Source organism: Streptomyces cathayae (assembly GCF_029760955.1).
In the GTDB taxonomy this organism is placed as follows: Bacteria; Actinomycetota; Actinomycetes; order Streptomycetales; family Streptomycetaceae; genus Streptomyces; species Streptomyces cathayae.
In genome coordinates, this window is sequence record NZ_CP121682.1 from 3259540 (window position 1) to 3281893 (window position 22354).

29 protein-coding genes are annotated in these 22354 nt (G+C 68.9%); 3 read left to right on the forward strand and 26 right to left on the reverse strand.

Features of this window, described 5'->3' with window-relative positions:
- Positions 1-86 precede the first annotated feature (86 nt).
- A complete protein-coding gene (locus tag PYS65_RS14625) occupies positions 87-1262 on the forward strand; it encodes a hypothetical protein (RefSeq protein WP_279334410.1) in 1176 nt (391 codons plus the stop codon).
- Between the two features lie 57 nt (positions 1263-1319).
- Here PYS65_RS14625 and PYS65_RS14630 read toward each other — a convergent pair whose 3' ends face one another.
- The 4 genes from PYS65_RS14630 to PYS65_RS14645 form a co-directional block, all read right to left on the reverse strand.
- Entirely contained in the window at positions 1320-1481 is a 162-nt protein-coding gene (locus tag PYS65_RS14630; RefSeq protein WP_279334411.1) for a hypothetical protein, read from the reverse strand.
- Positions 1482-1483: 2 nt separating this feature from the next.
- On the reverse strand, positions 1484-1855 hold the full coding sequence (locus tag PYS65_RS14635) for a holo-ACP synthase (protein WP_202275787.1): 372 nt from the start codon (positions 1853-1855) through the stop codon (positions 1484-1486).
- Positions 1856-1912: 57 nt separating this feature from the next.
- On the reverse strand, positions 1913-3760 hold the full coding sequence (gene glmS / locus PYS65_RS14640) for a glutamine--fructose-6-phosphate transaminase (isomerizing) (RefSeq protein WP_279334412.1): 1848 nt from the start codon (positions 3758-3760) through the stop codon (positions 1913-1915).
- Between the two features lie 104 nt (positions 3761-3864).
- On the reverse strand, positions 3865-4650 hold the full coding sequence (locus PYS65_RS14645) for a hypothetical protein (RefSeq protein WP_279334413.1): 786 nt from the start codon (positions 4648-4650) through the stop codon (positions 3865-3867).
- 426 nt (positions 4651-5076) lie between these two features.
- Here PYS65_RS14645 and coaA point away from each other — a divergent pair, with 426 nt between their 5' ends.
- Positions 5077-6066 carry a type I pantothenate kinase gene (gene coaA / locus PYS65_RS14650; RefSeq protein WP_279334414.1) on the forward strand — a complete coding sequence of 330 codons (990 nt, stop codon included), beginning with the start codon at positions 5077-5079 and terminating at the stop codon, positions 6064-6066.
- A 228-nt stretch (positions 6067-6294) separates the two neighbouring features.
- Here coaA and glmM read toward each other — a convergent pair whose 3' ends face one another.
- From glmM to rplM, 3 genes are all read right to left on the reverse strand, one after another.
- The gene (gene glmM, locus PYS65_RS14655; RefSeq protein WP_279334415.1) at positions 6295-7653 is read right to left on the reverse strand and encodes a phosphoglucosamine mutase; all 1359 of its coding nucleotides are present in this window, start codon (positions 7651-7653) and stop codon (positions 6295-6297) included.
- A 397-nt stretch (positions 7654-8050) separates the two neighbouring features.
- On the reverse strand, positions 8051-8563 hold the full coding sequence (rpsI, locus tag PYS65_RS14660; protein ID WP_279334416.1) for a 30S ribosomal protein S9: 513 nt from the start codon (positions 8561-8563) through the stop codon (positions 8051-8053).
- Between the two features lie 42 nt (positions 8564-8605).
- A complete protein-coding gene (gene rplM / locus PYS65_RS14665) occupies positions 8606-9049 on the reverse strand; it encodes a 50S ribosomal protein L13 (RefSeq protein ID WP_279334417.1) in 444 nt (147 codons plus the stop codon).
- A 458-nt stretch (positions 9050-9507) separates the two neighbouring features.
- On the opposite strand from rplM, the gene PYS65_RS14670 reads away from it, so the two are divergent.
- Positions 9508-10392 (forward strand): hypothetical protein, encoded by an 885-nt coding sequence (locus PYS65_RS14670; RefSeq protein ID WP_279334418.1) that lies wholly within the window; start codon positions 9508-9510, stop codon positions 10390-10392.
- A gap of 144 nt (positions 10393-10536) precedes the next feature.
- Here the strand turns inward: PYS65_RS14670 and truA are convergent, their stop codons facing one another.
- The 19 genes from truA to rplX all read right to left on the reverse strand — a co-directional run bounded on the left by truA (position 10537) and on the right by rplX (position 22353).
- A complete protein-coding gene (truA, locus tag PYS65_RS14675) occupies positions 10537-11397 on the reverse strand; it encodes a tRNA pseudouridine(38-40) synthase TruA (RefSeq protein WP_279334419.1) in 861 nt (286 codons plus the stop codon).
- 77 nt (positions 11398-11474) lie between these two features.
- A complete protein-coding gene (gene rplQ, locus PYS65_RS14680) occupies positions 11475-12002 on the reverse strand; it encodes a 50S ribosomal protein L17 (RefSeq protein ID WP_279334420.1) in 528 nt (175 codons plus the stop codon).
- Positions 12003-12204: 202 nt separating this feature from the next.
- Positions 12205-13227: a DNA-directed RNA polymerase subunit alpha gene (locus PYS65_RS14685; RefSeq protein ID WP_202275769.1), complete on the reverse strand. Its 1023-nt coding sequence runs from the start codon at positions 13225-13227 to the stop codon at positions 12205-12207.
- A 262-nt stretch (positions 13228-13489) separates the two neighbouring features.
- Positions 13490-13894, reverse strand: a complete 405-nt coding sequence (gene rpsK / locus PYS65_RS14690; protein WP_003948617.1) for a 30S ribosomal protein S11 — start codon at positions 13892-13894, stop codon at positions 13490-13492.
- Between the two features lie 65 nt (positions 13895-13959).
- Entirely contained in the window at positions 13960-14340 is a 381-nt protein-coding gene (gene rpsM, locus PYS65_RS14695; RefSeq protein ID WP_031041520.1) for a 30S ribosomal protein S13, read from the reverse strand.
- 207 nt (positions 14341-14547) lie between these two features.
- A complete protein-coding gene (gene rpmJ / locus PYS65_RS14700; RefSeq protein WP_003974245.1) occupies positions 14548-14661 on the reverse strand; it encodes a 50S ribosomal protein L36 in 114 nt (37 codons plus the stop codon).
- A gap of 64 nt (positions 14662-14725) precedes the next feature.
- The gene (gene infA, locus PYS65_RS14705) at positions 14726-14947 is read right to left on the reverse strand and encodes a translation initiation factor IF-1 (protein ID WP_003948620.1); all 222 of its coding nucleotides are present in this window, start codon (positions 14945-14947) and stop codon (positions 14726-14728) included.
- A gap of 281 nt (positions 14948-15228) precedes the next feature.
- The gene (gene map, locus PYS65_RS14710) at positions 15229-16065 is read right to left on the reverse strand and encodes a type I methionyl aminopeptidase (RefSeq protein WP_279334421.1); all 837 of its coding nucleotides are present in this window, start codon (positions 16063-16065) and stop codon (positions 15229-15231) included.
- A 131-nt stretch (positions 16066-16196) separates the two neighbouring features.
- The gene (locus PYS65_RS14715) at positions 16197-16850 is read right to left on the reverse strand and encodes an adenylate kinase (RefSeq protein WP_109381503.1); all 654 of its coding nucleotides are present in this window, start codon (positions 16848-16850) and stop codon (positions 16197-16199) included.
- Positions 16850-18163, reverse strand: a complete 1314-nt coding sequence (secY, locus tag PYS65_RS14720) for a preprotein translocase subunit SecY (RefSeq protein ID WP_279334422.1) — start codon at positions 18161-18163, stop codon at positions 16850-16852. The genes PYS65_RS14715 and secY overlap by 1 nt, the downstream gene beginning before the upstream one ends.
- 241 nt (positions 18164-18404) lie before the next feature.
- Positions 18405-18860 (reverse strand): 50S ribosomal protein L15, encoded by a 456-nt coding sequence (rplO, locus tag PYS65_RS14725; protein ID WP_023547373.1) that lies wholly within the window; start codon positions 18858-18860, stop codon positions 18405-18407.
- 2 nt (positions 18861-18862) lie between these two features.
- The gene (gene rpmD / locus PYS65_RS14730; protein ID WP_109381506.1) at positions 18863-19045 is read right to left on the reverse strand and encodes a 50S ribosomal protein L30; all 183 of its coding nucleotides are present in this window, start codon (positions 19043-19045) and stop codon (positions 18863-18865) included.
- Between the two features lie 2 nt (positions 19046-19047).
- Positions 19048-19653, reverse strand: a complete 606-nt coding sequence (rpsE, locus tag PYS65_RS14735) for a 30S ribosomal protein S5 (protein WP_202275761.1) — start codon at positions 19651-19653, stop codon at positions 19048-19050.
- Positions 19654-19692: 39 nt separating this feature from the next.
- Positions 19693-20076: a 50S ribosomal protein L18 gene (rplR, locus tag PYS65_RS14740; protein WP_279334423.1), complete on the reverse strand. Its 384-nt coding sequence runs from the start codon at positions 20074-20076 to the stop codon at positions 19693-19695.
- 3 nt (positions 20077-20079) lie between these two features.
- Complete coding sequence (gene rplF / locus PYS65_RS14745; protein ID WP_202275760.1) at positions 20080-20619, reverse strand: 50S ribosomal protein L6; 540 nt, start codon at positions 20617-20619, stop codon at positions 20080-20082.
- A gap of 24 nt (positions 20620-20643) precedes the next feature.
- Positions 20644-21042: a 30S ribosomal protein S8 gene (rpsH, locus tag PYS65_RS14750; RefSeq protein WP_013001411.1), complete on the reverse strand. Its 399-nt coding sequence runs from the start codon at positions 21040-21042 to the stop codon at positions 20644-20646.
- A gap of 239 nt (positions 21043-21281) precedes the next feature.
- Positions 21282-21467, reverse strand: a complete 186-nt coding sequence (locus PYS65_RS14755) for a type Z 30S ribosomal protein S14 (RefSeq protein WP_003948630.1) — start codon at positions 21465-21467, stop codon at positions 21282-21284.
- 5 nt (positions 21468-21472) lie between these two features.
- Complete coding sequence (gene rplE, locus PYS65_RS14760) at positions 21473-22030, reverse strand: 50S ribosomal protein L5 (protein WP_109381510.1); 558 nt, start codon at positions 22028-22030, stop codon at positions 21473-21475.
- Positions 22030-22353 carry a 50S ribosomal protein L24 gene (gene rplX / locus PYS65_RS14765; RefSeq protein ID WP_202275758.1) on the reverse strand — a complete coding sequence of 108 codons (324 nt, stop codon included), beginning with the start codon at positions 22351-22353 and terminating at the stop codon, positions 22030-22032. The genes rplE and rplX overlap by 1 nt, the downstream gene beginning before the upstream one ends.
- Between the last annotated feature and the right edge of the window lies 1 nt (position 22354).

Sequence of the window (22354 nt, forward strand, 5' to 3'; positions counted from 1 at the left end):
TCACACGCCCCACCGGATGAATCGATTCAGTCGAATCGGTTCGACTGAACCGGTCCGACGAGAGAAGCAGAGGAAGCAGGAGACCCATGGGACGCAGAGCCGCACTCCTCGCCGCAGCCGGCGCCACCGCACTCCTCACCACCACGGGCGTACTGACGGCCCCGGCCACCGCCGCCCCCACCCCCGCCGCAGCCCCCGCGCAGGCCGCGGCTACCTGCGGCGACGGCTCCTACCAGGCCGAGGCCGTGCAGAGCGGCAGCACCTGGACCGCCCGGCGCGGCAGCAGCGTCGTCCACACCGGCACCGACCTGCGTGCGGCCGTCCAGGCGGCGATCGGCAGCCTGTCCGCCGGCCGCACCTCCAAGGAGCGGGTGGTGGTCCGCGGCTCCGGCTCCCTGTCCGCGGGCTCCCGCATCTCCCTGCCGAGCTACACGGTCCTCGACGTCTGCGGCACCATCAACGTCACCGGCAGCGGCTCCGGCGACCAGGCCCCGGTGTACTCCCGCGGCACCCGCGACGTCGAGGTGCAGCACCTGAACGTCACCGGTGCCCCGCTCTACGGCATCTTCCTGCGCAACGTGCAGAACGTGGTCCTCGGCCAGATCGACATGCGCCTCTCGGGCGGCCTCGGCGTCCGGATCGACAACCGCGGCGACACCAGCCAGTGGACGCGGAACGTCCGGATCGACGACGTCTACGTGTCCGGCGCGTCCAGCCACGCCGTGGAGACGTACGGGGTCGACGGCCTCACCGTCGGCACCGTCACCGCCCGCAACGTCGGCGAGTCCGGACTCCTCCTCAACCAGACCGTCAACGCCACGGTCACCAAGGTGGACGCGGAGAACGCGGGCACCGGCACCGGCTACGCCGCCTTCCGCATGGCCAACCGCAACGGCCGCATCGGCAGCTCGTACGCGACCAACATCCGCGTCGGCGAGGTCGTCGCGCGGGGCGGCGGGCGCGGCGTGTTCTGCGTCTCGGAGAGCGGCGGCGCGACGATCGACCGGATCAGCCTCTCCCACACGGGCAACAACGCGATCCTGATCGAAAACTGCTACAACGTGAACCTCGCCGCGCAGAGCGGCACCGTCACGGGCGGCGGCGAGATCCGGCTGGCCGCGCGCACGGAGTTCGCGAACAACCGGGACATCACCGTCCAGAACCTGACGGTGACCAACTCCTCGATCCGTGAGAACCCCTGCGGCGAGAACATCACGTTCCGCAACAACAGGCTGGTCAACAGCAGCCAGTCCATCTGCTGACAGCACCAGAAGCGGCCGGCGACCGGCCGGACGGACGAGATCTGTCCGGCCGGCCGGTCACCGGCGCCGCTGACGCAGCAGCCGTACGATCCGCACCAGCGCGAACACCACGACCAGCACGGCCACGGCGCCGAGGAGCACCTGCCCCCACACCGACAGCTCGGCCCCGGCTCCCCCGACCCCGGGAAACCCCGGCGGGATCCGGTCCACGGCGGCCACCGTCACCCCTCCGCGACCACGACCGCCGAGGCCACGCCGGCGTCATGGCTGAGCGAGACGTGCCACGACCGCACGCCCAGTTCGGCGGCCCGCGCCGCCACCGTCCCCTTCACCCGAAGCCGGGGCTGCCCGCTGTCCTCGCAGTACACCTCGGCATCGGTCCAGTACAGCCCGCCGGGCGCCCCGAGCGCCTTGGCCAGCGCCTCCTTGGCGGCGAACCGCGCGGCCAGCGAGGCGACCCCGCGCCGCTCCCCGCTCGCCAGCAGCAGCTCGCTCTCCACGAACAGCCGCCGCGCGAGCCCGGGCGTCCGCTCCAACGACGCCGCGAACCGCTCGATCTCGGCCACGTCGATCCCGACCCCGATGATGCTCATGACGAGCACTTTACGGCGGTGCGGGGCGGTGTACTGCGGTGCCGGGGCCCGGCGGGTTCACTCGACCGTGACCGACTTCGCCAGGTTCCGGGGCTGGTCGACCTCGTTGCCGCGGGCGGTGGCGAGTTCGCAGGCGAAGACCTGCAACGGCACCGTGGCCACCAGGGGCTGGAGCAGGGTCGGGGTCGGCGGGACGCGGATGAGGTGGTCGGCGTAGGGGGTCACCTCCTCGTCACCGTCCTCGGCGATGACGATGGTGCGGGCACCCCGGGCGCGGATCTCCTGGATGTTGGAGACGATCTTGTCGTGGAGGACGGAGCGGCCGCGGGGTGAGGGGACGACCACGACGACCGGCAGCCCGTCCTCGACCAGGGCGATCGGGCCGTGCTTCAGCTCGCCCGCGGCGAAGCCCTCCGCGTGCATGTAGGCGAGCTCCTTGAGTTTGAGCGCGCCCTCCAGGGCGACCGGGTAGCCGACGTGCCGGCCCAGGAACAGCACCGTGTCCTTGTGTGCGAGGGTGCGGGCGAGTTCCCGTACCGGTCCCATCGCCCCCAGGACGCGCTCCACCGACCCGGCGATGGAGGACAGGTCCCGGACGACCGCGCGGATCTCGTCGCCGTACTTCGTGCCGCGGACCTGGGCCAGGTACAGGGCGACCAGGTAGCAAGCGACCAGCTGGGTCAGGAAGGCCTTGGTCGAGGCGACGGCGACCTCGGGGCCGGCGTGGGTGTAGAGCACGGCGTCCGACTCGCGCGGGATGGTCGAGCCGTTGGTGTTGCAGATGGCCAGGACCCGGGCACCCTGTTCGCGGGCGTGCCGCAGGGCCATCAGCGTGTCCATGGTCTCGCCGGACTGGGAGACGGCGATGACCAGGGTCTGCTGGTCCAGGATCGGATCCCGGTAGCGGAACTCGCTCGCCAGCTCGACCTCGCAGGGAATCCGCGTCCAGTGCTCGATGGCGTACTTGGCGATCAGCCCGGCGTGGAAGGCCGTGCCGCAGGCGACGATGACGACCTTGTCGGCCTCGCGCAGCGCCTCCGGGGGGATCCGCACCTCGTCCAGGGACAGGGTGCCGAAGCCGTCGATGCGGCCCAGCAGGGTGTCGGCGACCGCCTTCGGCTGCTCGGCGATCTCCTTGAGCATGAAGGAGGCGTACCCGGCCTTCTCGGCGGCGGAGGCGTCCCAGTCGACGTGGTACGTGCGGACGTCCGCCGGGGCGCCGTCGAAGCCGGTGACCGTGACTCCGTCCCGGCGCAGCTCGACCACCTGGTCCTGGCCCAGCTCGATCGCGGAGCGGGTGTGGTCGATGAACGCGGCGACGTCCGACGCGAGGAAGGACTCGCCCGCGCCGACGCCCACCACGAGCGGCGAGTTGCGGCGGGCGCCGACCACCCTGTCCGGCGCGTCCGCGTGGACGGCGACCAGGGTGAAGGCTCCGAGCAGACGGCGGCAGACCAGGCGCATCGCCTCGGCCAGGTCGGCGCAGGAGGAGAACTCCTCGGCGAGCAGGTGGGCGACGACCTCGGTGTCCGTCTCGGAGGCCAGGTCGTGGCCGCGCCCGGCGAGCTCGGTCCGCAGTTCGGCGAAGTTCTCGATGATGCCGTTGTGGACGACGGCGACCCGGCCCGCGTTGTCGAGGTGCGGGTGGGCGTTGGCATCGGTGGGGCCGCCGTGCGTGGCCCAGCGGGTGTGGCCGATGCCGGTCGCCCCGGTGGGGAGCGGCCGGGCGGCCAGTTCCTTCTCCAGGTTGACCAGTTTCCCGGCCCGTTTCGCCGTGGCGAGCCCGCCGTCCGCGAGGACGGCCACGCCCGCCGAGTCGTAGCCCCGGTACTCCAGCCGTTTCAGTCCGGCCGTCACGACGTCCAGCGCCGACTGCGGCCCCACGTATCCCACGATTCCGCACATGCCCGGCAGCTTATGATCCGTCAGACGCCGGACAGGGCCGCCGCGTGCCCGAAAGCGGAAATTCCCACCGGTGCGCGAGGCACCGGTGGGAACGGAGGGGTGCGTCAGCCGAGCTTGGCGAGCTGGACGTCGGAGATCCGCGTCGGGAAGGGGGCCTTCTCGCCGGCGACGATCGCACCGAAGTTGATCGCCGAGAAGCCGGTGACGGTGGCGCCGGTGCGCGCGACGACGATCTTGACGGGCGCCTCGACGCCCTCGTCGGCGGCCATCGTCACGGTGATCTCGACGGACTCGTCGGCGCCCTTCGGCCCCTCGGCCCTGGCAGCCTTCAGGAACTTGAGCTTTTCGCCGGCGGCGGTGGCGGTGAAGCCCCCGGCGCACTTCTCGACGGCGGCGTCGACGTCCTTCATGACCTGCTCGGCGCCGCCGTCCTCATAGGAGGCGAGCGTGACGAGGACCTTGTCCACGGCGAGGGCGGCGGCCATGGCCTCCTCCGGGTCCGTACCCTCGGCGGGCTTCTTCGCCTCACCGGTCCAGGACCGCTTGACGGTGGCGGCGGGCGAGCCGACCGGGACCGCGGCCTGCAGGTTGGCGAGGGTCTGGCACGCCTCGTCGTCCGCCTTGACCTTGTCGGCGCTCAGGTCGTCCGTCGCGGGCACCTTGGTGACCACCTTGCCGTCCTTCACGTCGGCCTGGACCAGCGCGGCCTTCTCCAGCTCGGCCGCGGTCAGCGCCTTGGCCTCGGGCGCGGCGGAAGCGGAGGCGTCGGCCTTGCCCTCGTCCCCCTTGCCGCTGTCGCTGTCGCCGTTGCCACCGCAGGCGGTGACGAGCAGGGCGAGCACGGCGGCGGAGACGGCGAGAGCGGGACGGCGGACGGCAGTGGTTCTCACGTGGGAAAACTCTTTCCTCGAAGATGCGGAGGGCTCCGCGGCACAGGGCACGAAATATAGTCACCGCCCCTTCACGAACGATCATCGAAAGATCACTCGTAGGGGAACCGTGACAGCCACGTGATCTTGCCTCGTGCCTTCGCCGTTACGGTCAGGTCCGCTCTTCCCGCCGCGCGGGGAGAGGCCGCGCATCCGGCAGCGGACGGCGGGGCCGATCCGGACCACGGTGCGCTCCACCCGGCGCCCCGGCCGTGACCGTGGACTCGACGGCGGCCCGGGCCGCTGCGAAACGCCACACGCGATGCGCGGAAAAGCCGGACACGGGGCACGCGGCTTCTCACAACTCCCCTCGGTTCGTCTCCGCTCCCCCTCGCCGCGTGACGCAGCCCACGCACCATCCCGTTCGAACTCCGTTAACAATGGACCGTGATCTCACCGGCCTCCTCGACTTCCCGGAGCGCCCACCGGCAGCGGTCGGAGGCGACTCCCTACCTCGACCTCACCCGTGCCGAGTGGAGCGCCCTGCGCCACAAGACGCCGCTGCCGCTCTCCGCCGACGAGGTGGAACGGCTGCGCGGTCTCGGTGACGTCATCGACCTCGACGAGGTGCGGGACATCTACCTCCCGCTGTCCCGGCTGCTCAATCTCTACGTCGGCGCCACCGACGGCCTCCGCGGCGCGCTGAACACCTTCCTCGGCGAACAGGGCTCCCAGTCCGGCACCCCCTTCGTCATAGGGGTCGCCGGTTCCGTCGCCGTCGGCAAGTCCACCGTCTCCCGTCTGCTCCAGGCCCTGCTGTCCCGCTGGCCCGAGCACCCGCGCGTCGAGCTGGTGACCACGGACGGGTTCCTGCTGCCCACCAAGGAGCTCCAGGAACGCGGCCTGATGTCGCGCAAAGGCTTTCCCGAGTCGTTCGACCGCCGCGCGCTGACCCGTTTCGTCGCCGACGTCAAGGCCGGCAAGGACGAGGTGACGGCCCCGGTCTACTCCCACCTCATCTACGACATCGTCCCCGGGGAGCTGCTCACCGTGCGCCGCCCGGACATCCTGATCGTCGAGGGGCTGAACGTCCTGCAGCCGGCGCTGCCCGGCAAGGACGGCCGTACCCGCGTCGGTCTCGCCGACTACTTCGACTTCAGCGTGTACGTGGACGCCCGCGCCGAGGACATCGAACGCTGGTACCTCAGCCGCTTCCGCAAGCTGCGCGCGACCGCCTTCCAGGACCCGTCCTCGTACTTCCGCAGGTACACGCAGGTCTCGGAGGCGGAGGCGCTCGACTACGCCGCCACCATGTGGCGCACCGTCAACAAGCCCAACCTGGTGGAGAACATCGCCCCCACCCGCGGCCGCGCCACCCTCGTCGTCCGCAAGGGCCCGGACCACAAGGTCCAGCGCCTCCGGCTGCGCAAGCTGTGACGGCCACGCCACCGCCGTGTCCCACCCGCGCCCGACCGCACCGGCCGAGGAGGACGCGGCCGTGGTCCTGAGCCACGGCGGGACGGCGCAGGCCCGGAGCCCCGCCGAACAGCTCCCGCTCGACCGCCGGGCGTCACCGCCGCCGGCGCTCTGCCCCGCCGGCCCAGAAAAGCTTCCGGGCCGGCCGAGGGTGCGCCGGTGCGGACCCCCGGCGTCCCGGCCCGGGGTCTAACCCAGCGCCGACTTCACCACGTCCGCCAGGCGTCCCGCGACCGTGCGGGCCTGGTCGATGTCGGCGGCCTCGACCATCACACGGACCAGCGGTTCGGTGCCCGAGGGGCGGAGCAGCACGCGGCCGGTCCCGCCCAGCTCGCGCTCGGCCTCCGTCACGGCCTCGGAGAGCTCCGCGGAGGTCTTCACCCGGGACTTGTCCACGTCCGGCACGTTGATGAGCACCTGCGGCAGCCGCTCCATCACCGAGGCCAGCTCGCTCAGCGGACGCCCGGTCTCGGCGACGCGCGCCGCCAGCAGCAGACCGGTGAGCGTGCCGTCGCCCGTGGTCGCGTGGTCGAGGACGATGACGTGGCCGGACTGCTCGCCGCCGAGGGCGTAGCCCTTCTCCTTCATCTGCTCCAGGACGTACCGGTCGCCGACCGCGGTCTGGACGAAGTGGATGCCTTCGCGTTCCATGGCGAGCTTGAAGCCGAGGTTGGACATCACGGTCGCGACGACGGTGTCGGAGCGCAGTGCGGAGCGCTCCCGCATCGCCAGGGCGAGCACGGCGAGGATCTGGTCGCCGTCCACCTCGGCACCGGTGTGGTCGACGGCCAGGCACCGGTCGGCGTCGCCGTCGTGCGCGATGCCGAGATCGGCCCCGTGCTCGACGACCGCGGTCTTCAGCCGGTCCAGGTGGGTGGAACCGCAGTCCTCGTTGATGTTCAGCCCGTCCGGCTGGGCGCCGATGGTGATGACCTCGGCCCCGGCCCGCGCGAACGCCTCCGGCGAGACCCGGAAGGCGGCGCCGTGCGCCTCGTCGAGGACGATGCGCAGGCCGTCCAACCGGTTCGGCAGGACGCCGACGAGATGGGAGACGTAGGTGTCGAGCCCCTCCTCGTAGTCCCGCACACGGCCCACACCGGCTCCGGTCGGGCGGTCCCAGGGGGCTCCGGTGCGGTGCTCCTCGTACACGGACTCGATCCGGTTCTCCAGCTCGTCGGCGAGCTTGTGGCCGCCGCGCGCGAAGAACTTGATGCCGTTGTCCGGCATGGCGTTGTGGCTCGCGGACAGCATCACACCGAGATCCGCGCCGAGCGCTCCGGTGAGGTGCGCCACGGCGGGCGTCGGCAGCACGCCGACCCGCAGGACGTCCACGCCGGCGCTCGCCAGCCCGGCGACCATGGCGGCCTCCAGGAACTCACCGGACGCCCGCGGGTCGCGTCCGACCACGGCGGTCGGCCGGTGCCCTTCGAACGTGCCCGCCTCGGCCAGTACGTGCGCGGCGGCCACGGAGAGACCCAGTGCCATCTCGGCGGTCAGGTCCGCGTTGGCGACACCGCGCACCCCGTCCGTGCCGAAGAGTCGTCCCACTTGTCCTCCTGAGGAAGCGTCAGTATCGAGGCCGTGTCGAAACCGTGTCGACGGCCATGGCGAAAGAGGTACCGAAGGCGGAACCGGGGACGGTGCCGGAAACGGTGCCGTGGTGTCGGCCGGGGCGTTGTGAGCTGTACCGAGGGGTTCGACCGGTCGGCGCGTTCGACGGTTGCGCTGCCGGTGCGGTGTTCGGGTGTTCGGGGTGTTCGACGGTCGCGCTGCCCGGGCTGCTCCCGCACCTACGGTCCACGGCGGGCGCCACCCGACCATCCGATCACATTAGCCTTCGAGTGCCTTGTGCCGTTATACGCCTGCCGTAGTGAGAAAACGAACGCCCCGGCGGCACTGTGACGTGCCGCCGGGGCGTTCGGAGTACGTGCAGGGGCAGCTGCAATCAGCGCTTGCTGTACTGCGGGGCCTTGCGGGCCTTCTTCAGACCGGCCTTCTTCCGCTCGACCGCGCGGTCGTCGCGGCGCAGGAAGCCGGCCTTCTTGAGCGCGCCGCGGTTGTTGTCGACGTCCGCCTCGTTCAGCGCACGGGCGACACCGAGGCGGAGCGCACCGGCCTGGCCGGAGACGCCGCCACCCGAGATGAGGGCGACGACGTCGTAGCGACCCTCGAGCTCGAGCACCTTGAAGGGCTCGTTGACTTCCTGCTGGTGCACCTTGTTCGGGAAGTAGTCCTCGAGGGTGCGACCGTTGATCTTCCACTTGCCGGAGCCCGGGATGATCCGGACGCGGGCGATGGCGTTCTTGCGACGGCCCAGGCCGGCGGCCGGCTGCGGCTCGCCGAAGTGGGAGGCCATGGACTCCGAGGTGTACTCGCCCTCGACGGGCACCTCGGACTCGGTGGTGTAGCTGTCGATGTCGATCTCTTCGAGCGGCTGCTCGGCAGTGGTCTCGGCCACGATGCTCCTCAGATTCTGTTCGGTCTTAGGGGGTGGCCGGACTTACTGCGCGACCTGGGTGATCTCGAACGGCACCGGCTGCTGGGCAGCGTGCGGGTGCTGGTCGCCTGCGTAGACCTTCAGCTTCGAGAGCATCTGACGGCCCAGGGTGTTCTTGGGGAGCATGCCCTTGACGGCCTTCTCGATGGCCTTCTCGGGGTTCTTCTCCAGCAGCTCGTCGTAGCGCACGGAGCGCAGACCGCCCGGGTAGCCCGAGTGGCGGTACGCCAGCTTCTGGGTCCGCTTGTTGCCGGAGAGGTGCACCTTCTCGGCGTTGATGATGATGACGAAGTCACCGGTGTCGACGTGAGGGGCGTAGATCGGCTTGTGCTTGCCGCGCAGGATGGAGGCCGCAGTGGAGGCCAGACGACCCAGGACGATGTCCTGAGCGTCGATGACGTGCCACTGGCGCGTCACATCGCCGGGCTTGGGGCTGTACGTACGCACGGTTCGTAGCCTTCGCTTCTTCAGTGAGTGGTCCTGACATGGTCACCGAAGACGATCACGACAGCCCTGACCGCACTGCGGTGACGCAAACCGCGTGCTGGTCGCTGGTCATCGGCCCGGTGGACCGGTGTAAGGGCCCCTCACGTGAGAATGAGCAAGCCAATACACATAACAAACATGCAGAATACCCGCCCTCGGCCGGACGGGTCAAAACGAGTCCGCCGGGCGTGGGCCACACCGACTCTACAGCCGTCCGCCGCCATGCCGCCGGTGTCGCCCGCACCACGACGGCGGCGTCGCCCGCACCACGACGGCGGCATCGTCCGCACCACGGTCCACGGGGCGCACCAACCACCCGGAGATGTCGCTTTTGCTCACCGCCGGAGCGGCAACGCCAGGACCCGTGCGCGGGGTTGGGGCGGTCCGGTACACCCCGCGCCCCGTCTAAGATGCGCCCCATGAGTTATGGGCAGGGGGGACCTCCTTCGCAGTGGGATCCCTGGAAACCGCAGTCTCAGCAGCCCTGGAGCGGCGGGGACGACAACAGCCAGTCACCCGACTGGGCCGCACTGGCCGAGGCGTCCGAGACACGTCACAAACGGCGCCGGCTGCTGCTCATCGGCGGCGGCGCGATCGCCACCGTCGCGATAGGCACGGCCGTGGCGGTGGCCGTCGTCTCGGCGAACGGCAGCAACCAGGCCGCGGGCGGACCGTCCTCCCAGGCGCCGGCGACCGCCGACCTGCCGAGCCCGAGCGGCGCGACCCCCTCGTTCGCCCCGACGAGCGCCCCGCCGCCGCTGGACCCGAAGGACTTCGTCTCCAACGTGAAGAAGGACCGGGCGCCGCTGGCCCCGGACGTCCTCTTCCCGGGCACGCAGCTCACCATGGGCGAGACGGTGTACAAGAAGGGCCCGACGGCCGACACCCGCGACTGCGCCTCGGCCGCGAAGGCCACGCTGCCCAAGGTCCTCACCGACAACGGCTGCAGCCGCCTGCTCCGGGTCACCTACACCAAGGACGACGTCGCGGTGACGGTGGGCGTGGCCGTCTTCGACACCGAGGCCCAGGCCGCCAAGGCCAAGCAGCAGGCCGACACGAGGAGCATCATCAAGTCCCTCGCGGGCGGCGGCGTCAAGGAGTTCTGCGACGGCGCGGTCTGCCGCTCGACCACCAACTCCTACGGCCGCTACGCCTACTTCACCCTGTCCGGCTTCACCTCGGTCAAGGACGTGACGGAGCAGGACAAGGCCGTCTTCAGCACCGGCGACGATCTCGCCGAGTTCACCTTCCGCCAGATCCGCCGCCGCGGCGAGGCCCAGGCGTCGGCCGCCGCGAACGAGTGACGACGCCCTCGGCGACGACGCCCGCCCGCGGGGCCGACCGCCTCTCCGACCGGCCCCGCACCCCCCGCCGCACAGCCGCTTCGCGCTGAGCGGGGAATCGAGCCGGGGCTCGAGCGCGGCGCGGGTCGCGGCATCACGTCCCGATCAGCAGCACCGCGCCGTCGCCGGCAGCGAGCGCTTGTTGCGGGCCTCCTTGTTGCGGGCGGCCAGGAGATCGTCGGCCGGGTAGCCGACCTCCTCCAGGGTCAGTCCGTGCGGACGGACGACGTGCACCGCCGAGTCCCGTACGCCCGCCGCCAGCACCTTGCCCGGCCAGTCGGGCGCGCGGTGCCCGTCGCCGACGAACAGCAGCGCCCCGATCAGCGAGCGCACCATGTTGTGGCAGAAGGCGTCGGCCCGGACCGTCGCCGTGATCACCCCGTCCGCGTCGCGCAGCAGGCTCAGCTCCTGGAGCGTGCGGATGGTCGTGGCGCCCTCCCGCCGCCTGCAGTACGCGGCGAAGTCGTGCTCCCCCAGCAGCCGCCGGGCGGCCTCGTTCATCGCGTCGACGTCAAGGGGCCAGTCGTGCCACAGCACATGACCGCGCAGCAACGGGTCCACCCCGCCGGGGTGGTCGGTGACCCGGTACGCGTAGCGCCGCCAGACCGCGGAGAACCGGGCGTTGAAGCCCGCGGGGGCCTCGGTGAGGGACCAGATCCGGACATCGCGCGGGAGCCGTCCGGCGAGCCGCTTGTGCAGCTTCTCCCGGTGCTCCGCCCACAGTTCGACCGGCAGGTCGACATGGGCCACCTGACCGCGCGCGTGCACCCCGGCGTCGGTCCGGCCGGCCACGGTCAGCTCGTACGTCGTCTCCCCGGACCGCGTGACGGTCCGCAGGGCGTCCTCGATCTCCCCCTGTACGGTCCGCCTGCCCCCGGCCTGCTTGGCCCAGCCGGAGAACTCGGTCCCGTCGTAGGACAGATCGAGACGGATACGGACGTGTCCGGGCTCTACTTCGTCACTCACGTACAGATCCTCTCAGGCACGCGAAAGCGGGCCCGCCCCCACAAGGGCGGACCCGCTCAGCGTGAAGCAGCGCTGCCTCAGGCGTCCTTGGCGTCCTCGGCCGGGGCCTCGGCGGCCTCGTCCTTGGTCAGGTCGGCCTTGGCGTCCTCGGCCGGAGCCTCGACGGCCTCGTCCTTCTTGAGGGCGTCTTCCTTGACCGCGCGCTTGGTCGCGGCCTCGGCCTCACCGGTGGCCTCCTGGGCGACGGTCAGGGCCTCGACCAGCTCGATGACGGCCATGGGCGCGTTGTCGCCACGGCGGTTACCGATCTTGGTGATACGGGTGTAGCCACCGGGACGGTTCTCGTACCGCGGGCCGATCTCGGTGAAGAGCGTGTGGACGATGCTCTTGTCCGTGATCACCTGGAACACCTGACGGCGGTTGTGAAGGTCGCCCTTCTTCGCCTTGGTGACCAGACGCTCGGCGTACGGGCGCAGCCTGCGCGCCTTCGCCTCGGTGGTGGTGATGCGCCCGTGCTCGAAGAGCGACTTCGCGAGGTTCGCGAGCATCAGCTTCTCGTGCGAGGCGCTGCCGCCCATACGGGTACCCTTGGCGGGCTTCGGCATGGTGTATCTCCTTGGTGTCTGCCCCGGCCGTATCAGGTACCGGAGTCAGTATCCGAGCAGGCGGTCGCCTGTCGGAGATCCGGGCGGCCCCGTAGGGGCGCCCGGAAGGGGCGCGGGCGGTGTCGACATGCGACTCCGTCGCGTGGGCGCGAACAGCCACAGCGCACCCGCACCCACGTACGGACCCGTCCGGCCCGAGCTCTCAGTACTGCTCGGTCTCTACGAACCCGGCATCCGCGTCGTCGTCCGCGCCGAAGGCGTCCGCGGCAGCGGTGGGGTCGAATCCAGGCGGGCTGTCTTTGAGGGCAAGTCCCATCCCCGCCAGCTTCGCCTTGACCTCGTCGATCGACTTCGCGCCGAAGTTGCGGATGTCGAGGAGGTCCGCCTCGGAGCGCGCGACCAGTTCACCCACGGAGTGGATGCCCTCACGCTTGAGGCAGTTGTACGACCGGACGGTGAGCTCCAGCTCCTCGATCGGCAGCGCCAGATCGGCGGCGAGAGCGGCGTCCGTCGGGGACGGACCCATGTCGATGCCCTCGGCGTCGATGTTCAGCTCACGGGCCAGACCGAACAGCTCGACCAGGGTCTTGCCGGCCGACGCCATGGCGTCACGCGGACGCATGGCCTGCTTGGTCTCGACGTCGACGATCAGCTTGTCGAAGTCGGTGCGCTGCTCGACACGGGTCGCCTCGACCTTGTACGTGACCTTCAGCACGGGGCTGTAGATGGAGTCGACCGGGATACGGCCGATCTCCTGGCCCACCTGCTTGTTCTGCACGGCGGAGACGTAGCCGCGACCGCGCTCGACGGTCAGCTCCATCTCCAGCTTGCCCTTGCCGTTGAGCGTGGCGAGGACGAGGTCGGGGTTGTGCACCTCGACACCGGCCGGGGGCGCGATGTCGGCGGCGGTGACCTGGCCCGGACCCTGCTTGCGCAGGTACATCACCACGGGCTCGTCGTGCTCGGAGGAGACGACCAGCTGCTTGATGTTGAGGATCAGGTCGGTGACGTCCTCCTTGACACCCGGCACGGTGGTGAACTCGTGCAGGACGCCGTCGATGCGGATGCTGGTGACGGCGGCACCGGGGATCGACGACAGGAGGGTACGGCGGAGGGAGTTGCCGAGGGTGTAGCCGAAGCCCGGCTCCAGCGGCTCGATCACGAACCGGGAGCGGAACTCGTCGACGACCTCTTCGGTCAACGAAGGACGCTGAGCGATCAGCATGTGTGGATCAAATCCTTCTCTCGTGGACGCCCGCTATTTGACGCCCGACGGAAACCGCGCCCGGTGAAAGGCGCGGGTACTACAAGGGTACGGGCGGTACGGCCCGAATACGGAGCGTACCGCCCGAAAAAACCACTACGACCGAACCGGCGACCGACTCAGACGCGGCGGCGCTTCGGCGGACGGCAGCCGTGCTGCGACACTGCGGGGGACGACCCCCGCACCCCCAGCAGGAGGCCGACCGACCGAACCGGCGACCGACTCAGACGCGGCGGCGCTTCGGCGGACGGCAGCCGTTGTGCGGGGTCGGGGTGACGTCCTGGATGGAGCCGACCTCGAGACCGGTCGCCTGGAGCGAACGGATGGCGGTCTCACGACCGGAACCCGGGCCCTTGACGAACACGTCGACCTTGCGCATGCCGTGCTCCTGCGCGCGACGGGCAGCCGACTCGGCGGCCATCTGCGCGGCGAACGGCGTGGACTTCCGGGAGCCCTTGAAGCCGACGTGGCCGGCGGAGGCCCAGGAGATCACGTTGCCGGTCGGGTCCGTGATGGACACGATCGTGTTGTTGAACGTGCTCTTGATGTGCGCGTGGCCGTGAGCGACGTTCTTCTTTTCCTTGCGGCGCACCTTCTTGGCAGCGCCCTGACGACCCTTGGGGGGCATCTACAAACTCCTACGGGAGGTGGTCGGTCCTACAGCGAAGACCGTGGACAGATGTCCGCTGCGGACTACTTCTTGCCCGGCTTCTTCTTGCCGGCGATGGCGCGACGCGGGCCCTTGCGGGTACGCGCGTTGGTGCTGGTGCGCTGACCGCGGACGGGCAGACCGCGACGGTGACGCAGACCCTGGTAGGTGCCGATCTCGACCTTGCGGCGGATGTCGGCCTGGATCTCGCGACGGAGGTCACCCTCAGTCTTGATGTTGTTGTCGACGAACTCGCGGATCGCGACGAGCTGCTCCTCGGAGAGGTCGCGAACGCGGGTGTTCGGGTCGACGCCGACAGCGGCCAGCGTCTGCTGCGAAAGGGTTCGGCCGATGCCGAACACGTAGGTGAGGGCGATCTCCACGCGCTTTTCGCGCGGGATGTCAACACCGGAAACGCGTGCCATTCAATGGCTCCAGTTAGTTGTCGGAGGTCTTCCGCAGAACCGTCCCCCGGCCGCCGTCCTCGCCTGGTGCGGCGATTTGGTACGAACCGGGTCCCCAGCCTCCGAGCCCGGGGGTGTCGAGCCGTGCGGCTCGGGTTCTGCGTATGAACATGTTGCTCGCGTCGCGCGAAGTTCTGCGGGAAAGTCGCAGAGGGTGGATCGTGCGGGTCAGCCCTGGCGCTGCTTGTGGCGCGGGTTGTCGCAGATAACCATGACCCGGCCGTGACGGCGGATCACCCTGCACTTGTCGCAGATCTTCTTGACGCTCGGCTTGACCTTCATGGGATGTGAAGTTCTCCGGGCTCAGTGCCCCCGCACCACGAGGGGAGGGGCAAGATCTACTTGCTCACTTGTACCGGTAGACGATCCGGCCCCGGGTCAGGTCATACGGAGAGAGCTCCACCACGACCCGGTCGTCAGGGAGGATGCGGATGTAGTGCATACGCATCTTGCCGCTGATATGTGCCAGGACCTGGTGGCCGTTCTGGAGCTCGACCTTGAACATGGCGTTCGGAAGAGACTCGACGACAGTGCCCTCGATCTCGATGGCACCTTGCTTCTTGGCCACGCTTCGCCCTTCGAATCGACTACCTTGATCGACTCCACTGCGCACCGTGATCACATGCAGGCATGCGGATGCACAAGAGCCGACGAGTCAGTCTACGTCAGGGCACCCTGAAAGACGAATCGAGAAAGTCTGCCCAGCCCACGAGATCCTTAATCCGCAGGCTTCGCCGAGCCCCCGGGCTCACGCCGGCGGATCCACAGGCGCCCTCACCCCGTCCGGCGCCGGGCGCCTCACAGGCTCCGGGGGGCTGCGCCGGCCGGCGGTCGCGGCACGGGCCGCCGTCAGGCGAGCGGGTCCGGAGCCGCCGTGATCCCGTACTCGGCGAGCTTCGCCCTGCCCCCGTCCGGTGCCGTCAGCACCAGCGGCCCCGCCTCCGTCAGCGCGACGGAGTGCTCCCAGTGCGAGGACCAGGTGCCGTCCGTCGTGATGACGGTCCAGTCGTCCTCCAGCACCTGGGTCTTCGCGGTGCCCAGCGAGACCATCGGCTCGATGGCGAGGCAGAAGCCCGGGACCAGCTTGGGCCCCTTGCCCCGTCGGCGGTCGACGTAGTTCAGCAGATGCGGGTCCATGTGCATCTCGGTGCCGATGCCGTGGCCGCCGTAGTCCTCGATGATCCCGTAGCGCCCGCCGCCGGGCTTCGGCTGCCGGCGGATGTAGGTCTCGATGGCGCGGGAGACGTCGACCAGCCGGTTGCCCTGCTTCATGGCCGCGACGCCGGCCCACATCGACTCCTCGGTCACCCGGGACAGCTCGACCAGCTCCGGCGCGTGCCCCGACCCGACGAAGGCGGTGTAGGCAGCGTCGCCGTGCCAGCCGTCGATGACGGCGCCGCAGTCGATGGAGATGACGTCCCCGTCCTTGAGGACGACCTCGTCGGAGGGGATGCCGTGGACGACGACCTCGTTGACGGAGGTGCAGATCGTCGCGGGGAAGCCGCCGTAGCCGAGGAAGTTCGGCTTGGCGTTGTGCTCGGCGAGCACCTTGCGGGCGACCTGGTCCAGATCCCTCGTCGTGGCCCCGGGCACGGCCGCCTCACGCGTGGCCGCGTGGATGGCGGCGACCACCAGCCCCGCCTCACGCATCTTGGCGATCTGCTCGGGGGTCTTGATCTGCACCATGAGGGCTACGGCCTTTCTGGACCGGAGAGGTATACGGACATCGTCAACGATACGGGGGAGGCCGTCCGCCCCCTCCCTCGCGCACACGTCGGCCGCGGCCCCCGCAGGGAACCGCGGCCGGACGCGCACCGTCACTGATCCCGGTTGAGCGCCTCCAGCGCACGCCCGGTGACCTCGTCGACCGGACCCAGCGCCGAGATCGTCACTACCAGGCCCTGGGCCCGGTAGTAGTCGATGATCGGCTCGGTCTGCGTGTGGTAGACCTCCAGCCGGGTGCGCACCGTCTCCTCGGCGTCGTCGTCGCGCTGGTACAGCTCGCCGCCGCAGACGTCGCAGACGCCCTCCTGCTTGGGCTTGCTGTACGTCACGTGGAAGACGTGGCTGGAGTCCTTGCGACAGATCCGCCGCCCGGCGATCCGCTTGACCACCTCGGCCTCGGGGGCCTCCAGGTCGAGCACCGCGTCCAGCGTGATGCCCTCGGACTCCAGCAGCTCGTCGAGCGACTCCGCCTGGGAGACGTTCCTCGGGAACCCGTCCAGCAGGAAGCCGGCCTCGGCGTCCGGCTGCTCCATACGGTCCTTCGCCATGGCGATGGTGACCTCGTCCGGCACGAGGTTGCCCGCGTCCATGTACGACTTCGCGAGCTTGCCCAGCTCGGTCTGCCGACTGATATTGGCACGGAACAGGTCGCCCGTGGAGATGTGGGGGATGCTCAGCTTCTCGGCAAGGCGGGTGGCCTGGGTGCCTTTGCCAGCACCGGGCGGCCCGACGAGGACGATTCGCATCAGCGGAGGAACCCTTCGTAATTGCGCTGCTGGAGCTGGCTCTCGATCTGCCTCACCGTCTCGAGACCGACACCCACGATGATCAGGATGCTGGTCCCGCCGAACGGGAAGTTCTGGTTTGCCCCGAAACCGGCCAACGCCATCGTCGGCACGAGAGAGATCAGACCCAAGTACAGCGAACCCGGCCAGGTGATCCGGTTGAGTACGTAGCTGAGGTACTCAGCGGTCGGTCGGCCAGCCCGGATGCCCGGGATGAAGCCACCATACTTCTTCATGTTGTCGGCGACTTCTTCGGGGTTGAAGGTAATCGCCACATAGAAGAACGCGAAGAACACGATCAAGAAGAAGTAAAAAATGATGTGCGGCGTCGCCCCGGGGTCGGCGAGGTTCTTCGTGACCCAGGTCGCCCAGCCCGCCGTGGAGTTGGAGAACTGGACGATCAACGCCGGGATGTAGAGCAGCGACGAGGCGAAGATGACGGGGATGACGCCCGCCTGGTTCACCTTGAGGGGAATGTAGGTGGACGTACCGCCGTAGGACCGGCGGCCGATCATGCGCTTCGCGTACTGCACGGGAATCCGGCGCTGAGCCTGCTCGACGAAGACGACCAGGCCGACCATGACCAGACCGACGAGCATGACCGTGCCGAACTCGATCCAGCCGTCCGCCAGGTTGCCCTGCTCCTTGATGGCCCACAGGGCGGAGGGGAAGGTCGCGGAGATCGAGATGAACATCAGGATCGACATGCCGTTGCCGATGCCGCGGTCGGTGATGAGCTCACCGAGCCACATCACGACGGCCGTACCGGCGGTCATGGTGATGACCATGGTGATGGTCACGAACATGGACTGGTCGGGGACGATCTGGTTCGCCACCGGGCAGCCCTGGAAGAGGCTGCCGCTGCGGGCGGTGGCCACCAGGCCGGTGCCCTGCAGGACGGCGAGCGCCACCGTCAGATAACGCGTGTACTGCGTGATCTTGGCGGTGCCGGCCTGGCCTTCCTTCTTCAGGGCTTCCAGACGCGGGATCACCACGGTCAGCAGCTGCAGAATGATGCTCGCCGTGATGTACGGCATGATGCCCAGCGCGAAGATCGTGATCTGCAGCAGCGCGCCGCCACTGAACATGTTGACCAGACCGAAGATGCCCTGGTTCGCCTGGGCCGCGTCGATACAGGTCTGGACGTTCCGATAGTCGACACCAGGGATCGGGATGTTCGTACCGATCCGGTACACCACGATGATGCCGAGCGTGAACAGCAGTTTCTTGCGCAGGTCGGGCGTCTTGAACGCCCGGGCGAACGCGGTGAGCACGGTGCCTCCTGCGACCCCCGCGCAACCGCGTCAAGGGTGGTGGTCGTGAGATTCCGATGAGGACGAATACGTAACGGACAACTTCCCTCCGGAGTGCCCGCATGGGGCGCCCGGGGAAAGTGGGCAGTGCAGGCCACCTTACCGGCGAGACCACCGCCCTTGGAACGACCAACCGGGGATACCCCAAATCTTGGGGTACCCCCGGTAGGGATCGCTCAAGTCATCGGCACGCCTGAATGGTTCAGACGAGCTCGGTGACGGTACCGCCGGCGGCGGTGATCTTCTCCTTGGCGGAGCCGGAGACGGCGTCGACCGTCACCTGCAGCGCCACGGAGATCTCGCCCTGGCCGAGGACCTTGACGAGGCTGTTCTTGCGAACGGCCCCCTTGGCCACCAGACCCTCGACGGTGACCTCGCCACCCTCGGGGTAGAGCGCGGCCAGCTTGTCGAGGTTCACGACCTGGAACTCGGTCTTGAACGGGTTCTTGAAGCCCTTCAGCTTCGGGAGACGCATGTGAAGGGGCATCTGGCCACCCTCGAAGCGCTCCGGAACCTGGTAACGGGCCTTGGTGCCCTTCGTACCACGACCGGCCGTCTTACCCTTGGACGCCTCGCCACGACCCACACGGGTCTTGGCGGTCTTGGCGCCCGGGGCGGGACGGAGGTTGTGGATCTTGAGCGGGTTCTGCTCCGCCATGATCAGTCGACCTCCTCGACCGTCACGAGGTGGCGGACGGTGTGCACCATGCCGCGGAACTCGGGGCGGTCCTCCTTGACGACCACGTCGTTGACCTTCTTCAGGCCAAGCGAACGCAGGGTGTCACGGTGGTTCTGCTTGCTGCCGATGTAGGACTTGACCTGCGTGATCCTGAGCTGCGCCATGATTACGCACCCGCCCCGGCACGCGCACGGAGGAGAGCCGCGGGAGCGACGTCCTCGAGCGGCAGACCACGGCGGGCCGCGACCTCCTCGGGGCGCTGCAGGCCCTTGAGGGCCGCCACGGTCGCGTGCACGATGTTGATCGCGTTGTCGGAGCCGAGCGACTTCGACAGGATGTCGTGGATACCGGCGCACTCGAGCACGGCACGCACCGGACCACCGGCGATCACACCGGTACCCGGGGAAGCCGGCTTGAGCAGCACGACACCGGCAGCCTTCTCACCCTGGATCGGGTGCGGGATGGTGCCCTGGATGCGGGGGACCTTGAAGAAGTGCTTCTTGGCCTCCTCAACGCCCTTGGCGATGGCGGCCGGCACCTCCTTGGCCTTGCCGTATCCGACACCCACGGTGCCGTCACCGTCGCCCACCACGACCAGCGCGGTGAAGCTGAAGCGACGACCACCCTTCACTACCTTGGCGACACGGTTGATCGCGACGACGCGCTCAACGTATGCGGTCTTGTCGGCGGCAGCTGCGCCGCCGTCACGGCCCTTCCGGTCCCGCCGCTCGCCGCCACCGGCACCGCCACCGCGGCGCTGGGGTCCAGCCATTGGAATTACCTCTCTCTGTTTCCGCTAGCTACGGCAGGCTCAGAACTTGAGCCCGGCTTCGCGGGCGGCGTCCGCCAGGGCGGCGATGCGCCCCGCGTACTGGTTGCCACCACGGTCGAACACCACAGCCTCGACACCGGCGGCCTTGGCACGCTCGGCGACCAGGGCCCCGACCTGCTTGGCCTGTGCGGACTTGTCGGCCTCGCCGCCGCGGATCGACGCGTCCAGAGTGGACGCCGACGCCACGGTGTGGCCCTTCAGGTCGTCGATCACCTGCGCCACCATGTGGCGGTTGGAGCGGGTCACGACCAGGCGAGGACGCTCGGCGGTGCCGGCGACCTTCTTGCGGATCCGAAGGTGACGACGCTTGATCGCGGCACGCTTGTAGGCGTCGCCCTTGAGGATCTTCTGCCCGTATGCCATGGCTTACTTACCCGCCTTTCCGACCTTGCGCCGGATGACTTCGCCCTCGTACTTGACGCCCTTGGCCTTGTACGGGTCGGGCTTGCGCAGCTTGCGGATGTTCGCCGCAACCTCGCCGACCTTCTGCTTGTCGATGCCCTCGACCGAGAAACGGGTCGCGGACTCCACCTTGAAGGTGATGCCCTCGGGGGCCTCGATCAGGATCGGGTGGCTGTAGCCGAGGGAGAACTCCAGGTTCGAACCCTTGGCGAGCACGCGGTAACCGACACCGCTGATCTCGAGCTTCTTCACGTAACCCTGGGTCACGCCGGTGATCATGTTCGCCACCAGCGTGCGGGACAGGCCGTGCAGGGCCTTGTTCTGACGCTCGTCGTTGGGGCGGGTGACGTTCAGCACGCCGTCCTCACCCTTGGCGACCTCGATCGGCGCCACCACGGTGTGGGTCAGCGTGCCCTTCGGGCCCTTGACCGCGACCGTGCGGCCGTCGATGGTGACGTCCACGCCGGCGGGAACCGCGATGGGGAGCTTGCCGATGCGCGACATAGCTGTTTCCTCCGTTCCCTTCCGCTACCAGACGTAGGCGAGGACTTCCCCACCCACGCCCTTCTTGCCGGCCTGCTTGTCGGTGAGGAGCCCGTGCGACGTGGAGATGATCGCCACGCCGAGGCCGCCCAGCACCTTCGGCAGGGAGGTGGACTTCGCGTACACCCGGAGACCGGGCTTGGAGATCCGCTTGATGCCCGCGATGGAGCGCTCACGGTTGGGGCCGAACTTCAGCTCCAGGACGAGGTTCTTGCCGACCTCGGCGTCCTCGACCTTCCAGCCCGTGATGAAGCCCTCCTGCTGGAGGATCTCCGCGATGTGAGACTTGATCTTGGACGCCGGCATCGTCACAGAGTCGTGGTACGCCGAGTTCGCGTTCCGCAGACGTGTCAGCATGTCTGCGATCGGATCAGTCATGGTCATGAATTGGCCTTCGGCCTCTCTCGCCGTGGTTTCCTGGTGCGCCATCCCTCTCCCCGATCCGAGACGGGACGGGTGCGGCGCGGTGGACCTACGGCGTAGTAAGCAAACATGAGCGGGTTGTCGCCCGCGTGCTTCGGGGCACGGCAGGTGCCCAACCCCACAAGCCTAAGCCATGTGGAGCGGGCCTCCCGCCGATTCCCTTTGCTTACCGAGAGCCCTGGGAGTCCGGAACTACCGGATTACCAGGAACTCTTGGTCACGCCCGGCAGCTCGCCACGGTGAGCCATCTCACGAAGGCACACGCGGCACAGGCCGAACTTGCGGTACACGGAGTGCGGACGACCGCAGCGCTGGCAGCGGGTGTAGCCGCGCACTCCGAACTTGGGCTTGCGAGCAGCCTTCGCGATGAGAGCCTTCTTCGCCATCTCGCTCACGCCTCCTTGAACGGGAAGCCGAGGTGACGGAGAAGGGCACGGCCCTCTGCGTCGTTGGTCGCCGTGGTGACCACGGTGATGTCCATACCCCGGACACGGTCGATCTTGTCCTGGTCGATCTCGTGGAACATGACCTGCTCGGTGAGACCGAAGGTGTAGTTGCCACGGCCGTCGAACTGCTTGGGGGACAGACCGCGGAAGTCGCGGATGCGCGGCAGCGCGAGCGACAGGGTGCGGTCCAGGAACTCCCACATGCGGTCGCCACGGAGCGTGACGTGGGCACCGATCGGCTGTCCCTCACGCAGCTTGAACTGCGCGATGGACTTGCGGGCCTTGGTGACGGCCGGCTTCTGACCGGTGATCGTGGTGAGGTCGCGCACGGCGCCCTCGATCAGCTTGGAGTCGCGGGCGGCGTCGCCCACACCCATGTTGACCACGATCTTGACGAGGCCGGGAACCTGCATGACGTTCTCGTAGGAGAACTCCTCACGCAGCTTGCCCGCGATCTCCTCGCGGTACTTCGTCTTCAGACGCGGAGTGGTGGTGGTAGCCATCAGATGTCCTCACCCGTCCGCTTGGCAACGCGGATCTTGTTGCCTTCGTCGTCGAAGCGGTAGCCGACGCGGGTCACGACCTTCTTGCCGTCCTTCTCCACGACGAGCGACACGTTGCTCACGTGGACGGGGGCCTCGGTGGTCACGATCCCGCCGGCCTGCGAACCACCGGCGGTCGGGGCGGCCTTGGTGTGCTTCTTGACCCGGTTGACACCCTCGACCAGGACGCGCTCCTCGCGCGGGTAAGCGGCAATGACCTTGCCCTGCTTGCCCTTGTCCTTGCCGGTGATGACCTGGACCAGGTCACCCTTCTTGATCTTCATG

Bases quoted from the DNA above. Each gene is read 5' to 3' on its own strand.
- PYS65_RS14625 (WP_279334410.1), top strand. From the start codon at position 87: ATGGGACGCAGAGCCGCACTCCTCGCCGCAGCCGGCGCCACCGCACTC.
- PYS65_RS14635 (WP_202275787.1), bottom strand. From the start codon at position 1,855: ATGAGCATCATCGGGGTCGGGATCGACGTGGCCGAGATCGAGCGGTTC.
- glmS (WP_279334412.1), bottom strand. From the start codon at position 3,760: ATGTGCGGAATCGTGGGATACGTGGGGCCGCAGTCGGCGCTGGACGTC.
- PYS65_RS14670 (WP_279334418.1), top strand. From the start codon at position 9,508: ATGAGTTATGGGCAGGGGGGACCTCCTTCGCAGTGGGATCCCTGGAAA.
- rplQ (WP_279334420.1), bottom strand. From the start codon at position 12,002: ATGCCGAAGCCCGCCAAGGGTACCCGTATGGGCGGCAGCGCCTCGCAC.
- PYS65_RS14685 (WP_202275769.1), bottom strand. From the start codon at position 13,227: ATGCTGATCGCTCAGCGTCCTTCGTTGACCGAAGAGGTCGTCGACGAG.
- rpsK (WP_003948617.1), bottom strand. From the start codon at position 13,894: ATGCCCCCCAAGGGTCGTCAGGGCGCTGCCAAGAAGGTGCGCCGCAAG.
- rpsM (WP_031041520.1), bottom strand. From the start codon at position 14,340: ATGGCACGCGTTTCCGGTGTTGACATCCCGCGCGAAAAGCGCGTGGAG.
- rpmJ (WP_003974245.1), bottom strand. From the start codon at position 14,661: ATGAAGGTCAAGCCGAGCGTCAAGAAGATCTGCGACAAGTGCAGGGTG.
- map (WP_279334421.1), bottom strand. From the start codon at position 16,065: ATGGTGCAGATCAAGACCCCCGAGCAGATCGCCAAGATGCGTGAGGCG.
- PYS65_RS14715 (WP_109381503.1), bottom strand. From the start codon at position 16,850: ATGCGAATCGTCCTCGTCGGGCCGCCCGGTGCTGGCAAAGGCACCCAG.
- rplO (WP_023547373.1), bottom strand. From the start codon at position 18,860: ATGGCGGAGCAGAACCCGCTCAAGATCCACAACCTCCGTCCCGCCCCG.
- rpmD (WP_109381506.1), bottom strand. From the start codon at position 19,045: ATGGCGCAGCTCAGGATCACGCAGGTCAAGTCCTACATCGGCAGCAAG.
- rpsE (WP_202275761.1), bottom strand. From the start codon at position 19,653: ATGGCTGGACCCCAGCGCCGCGGTGGCGGTGCCGGTGGCGGCGAGCGG.
- rplR (WP_279334423.1), bottom strand. From the start codon at position 20,076: ATGGCATACGGGCAGAAGATCCTCAAGGGCGACGCCTACAAGCGTGCC.
- rplF (WP_202275760.1), bottom strand. From the start codon at position 20,619: ATGTCGCGCATCGGCAAGCTCCCCATCGCGGTTCCCGCCGGCGTGGAC.
- rpsH (WP_013001411.1), bottom strand. From the start codon at position 21,042: ATGACCATGACTGATCCGATCGCAGACATGCTGACACGTCTGCGGAAC.
- PYS65_RS14755 (WP_003948630.1), bottom strand. From the start codon at position 21,467: ATGGCGAAGAAGGCTCTCATCGCGAAGGCTGCTCGCAAGCCCAAGTTC.
- rplE (WP_109381510.1), bottom strand. From the start codon at position 22,030: ATGGCTACCACCACCACTCCGCGTCTGAAGACGAAGTACCGCGAGGAG.
- rplX (WP_202275758.1), bottom strand. From the start codon at position 22,353: ATGAAGATCAAGAAGGGTGACCTGGTCCAGGTCATCACCGGCAAGGAC.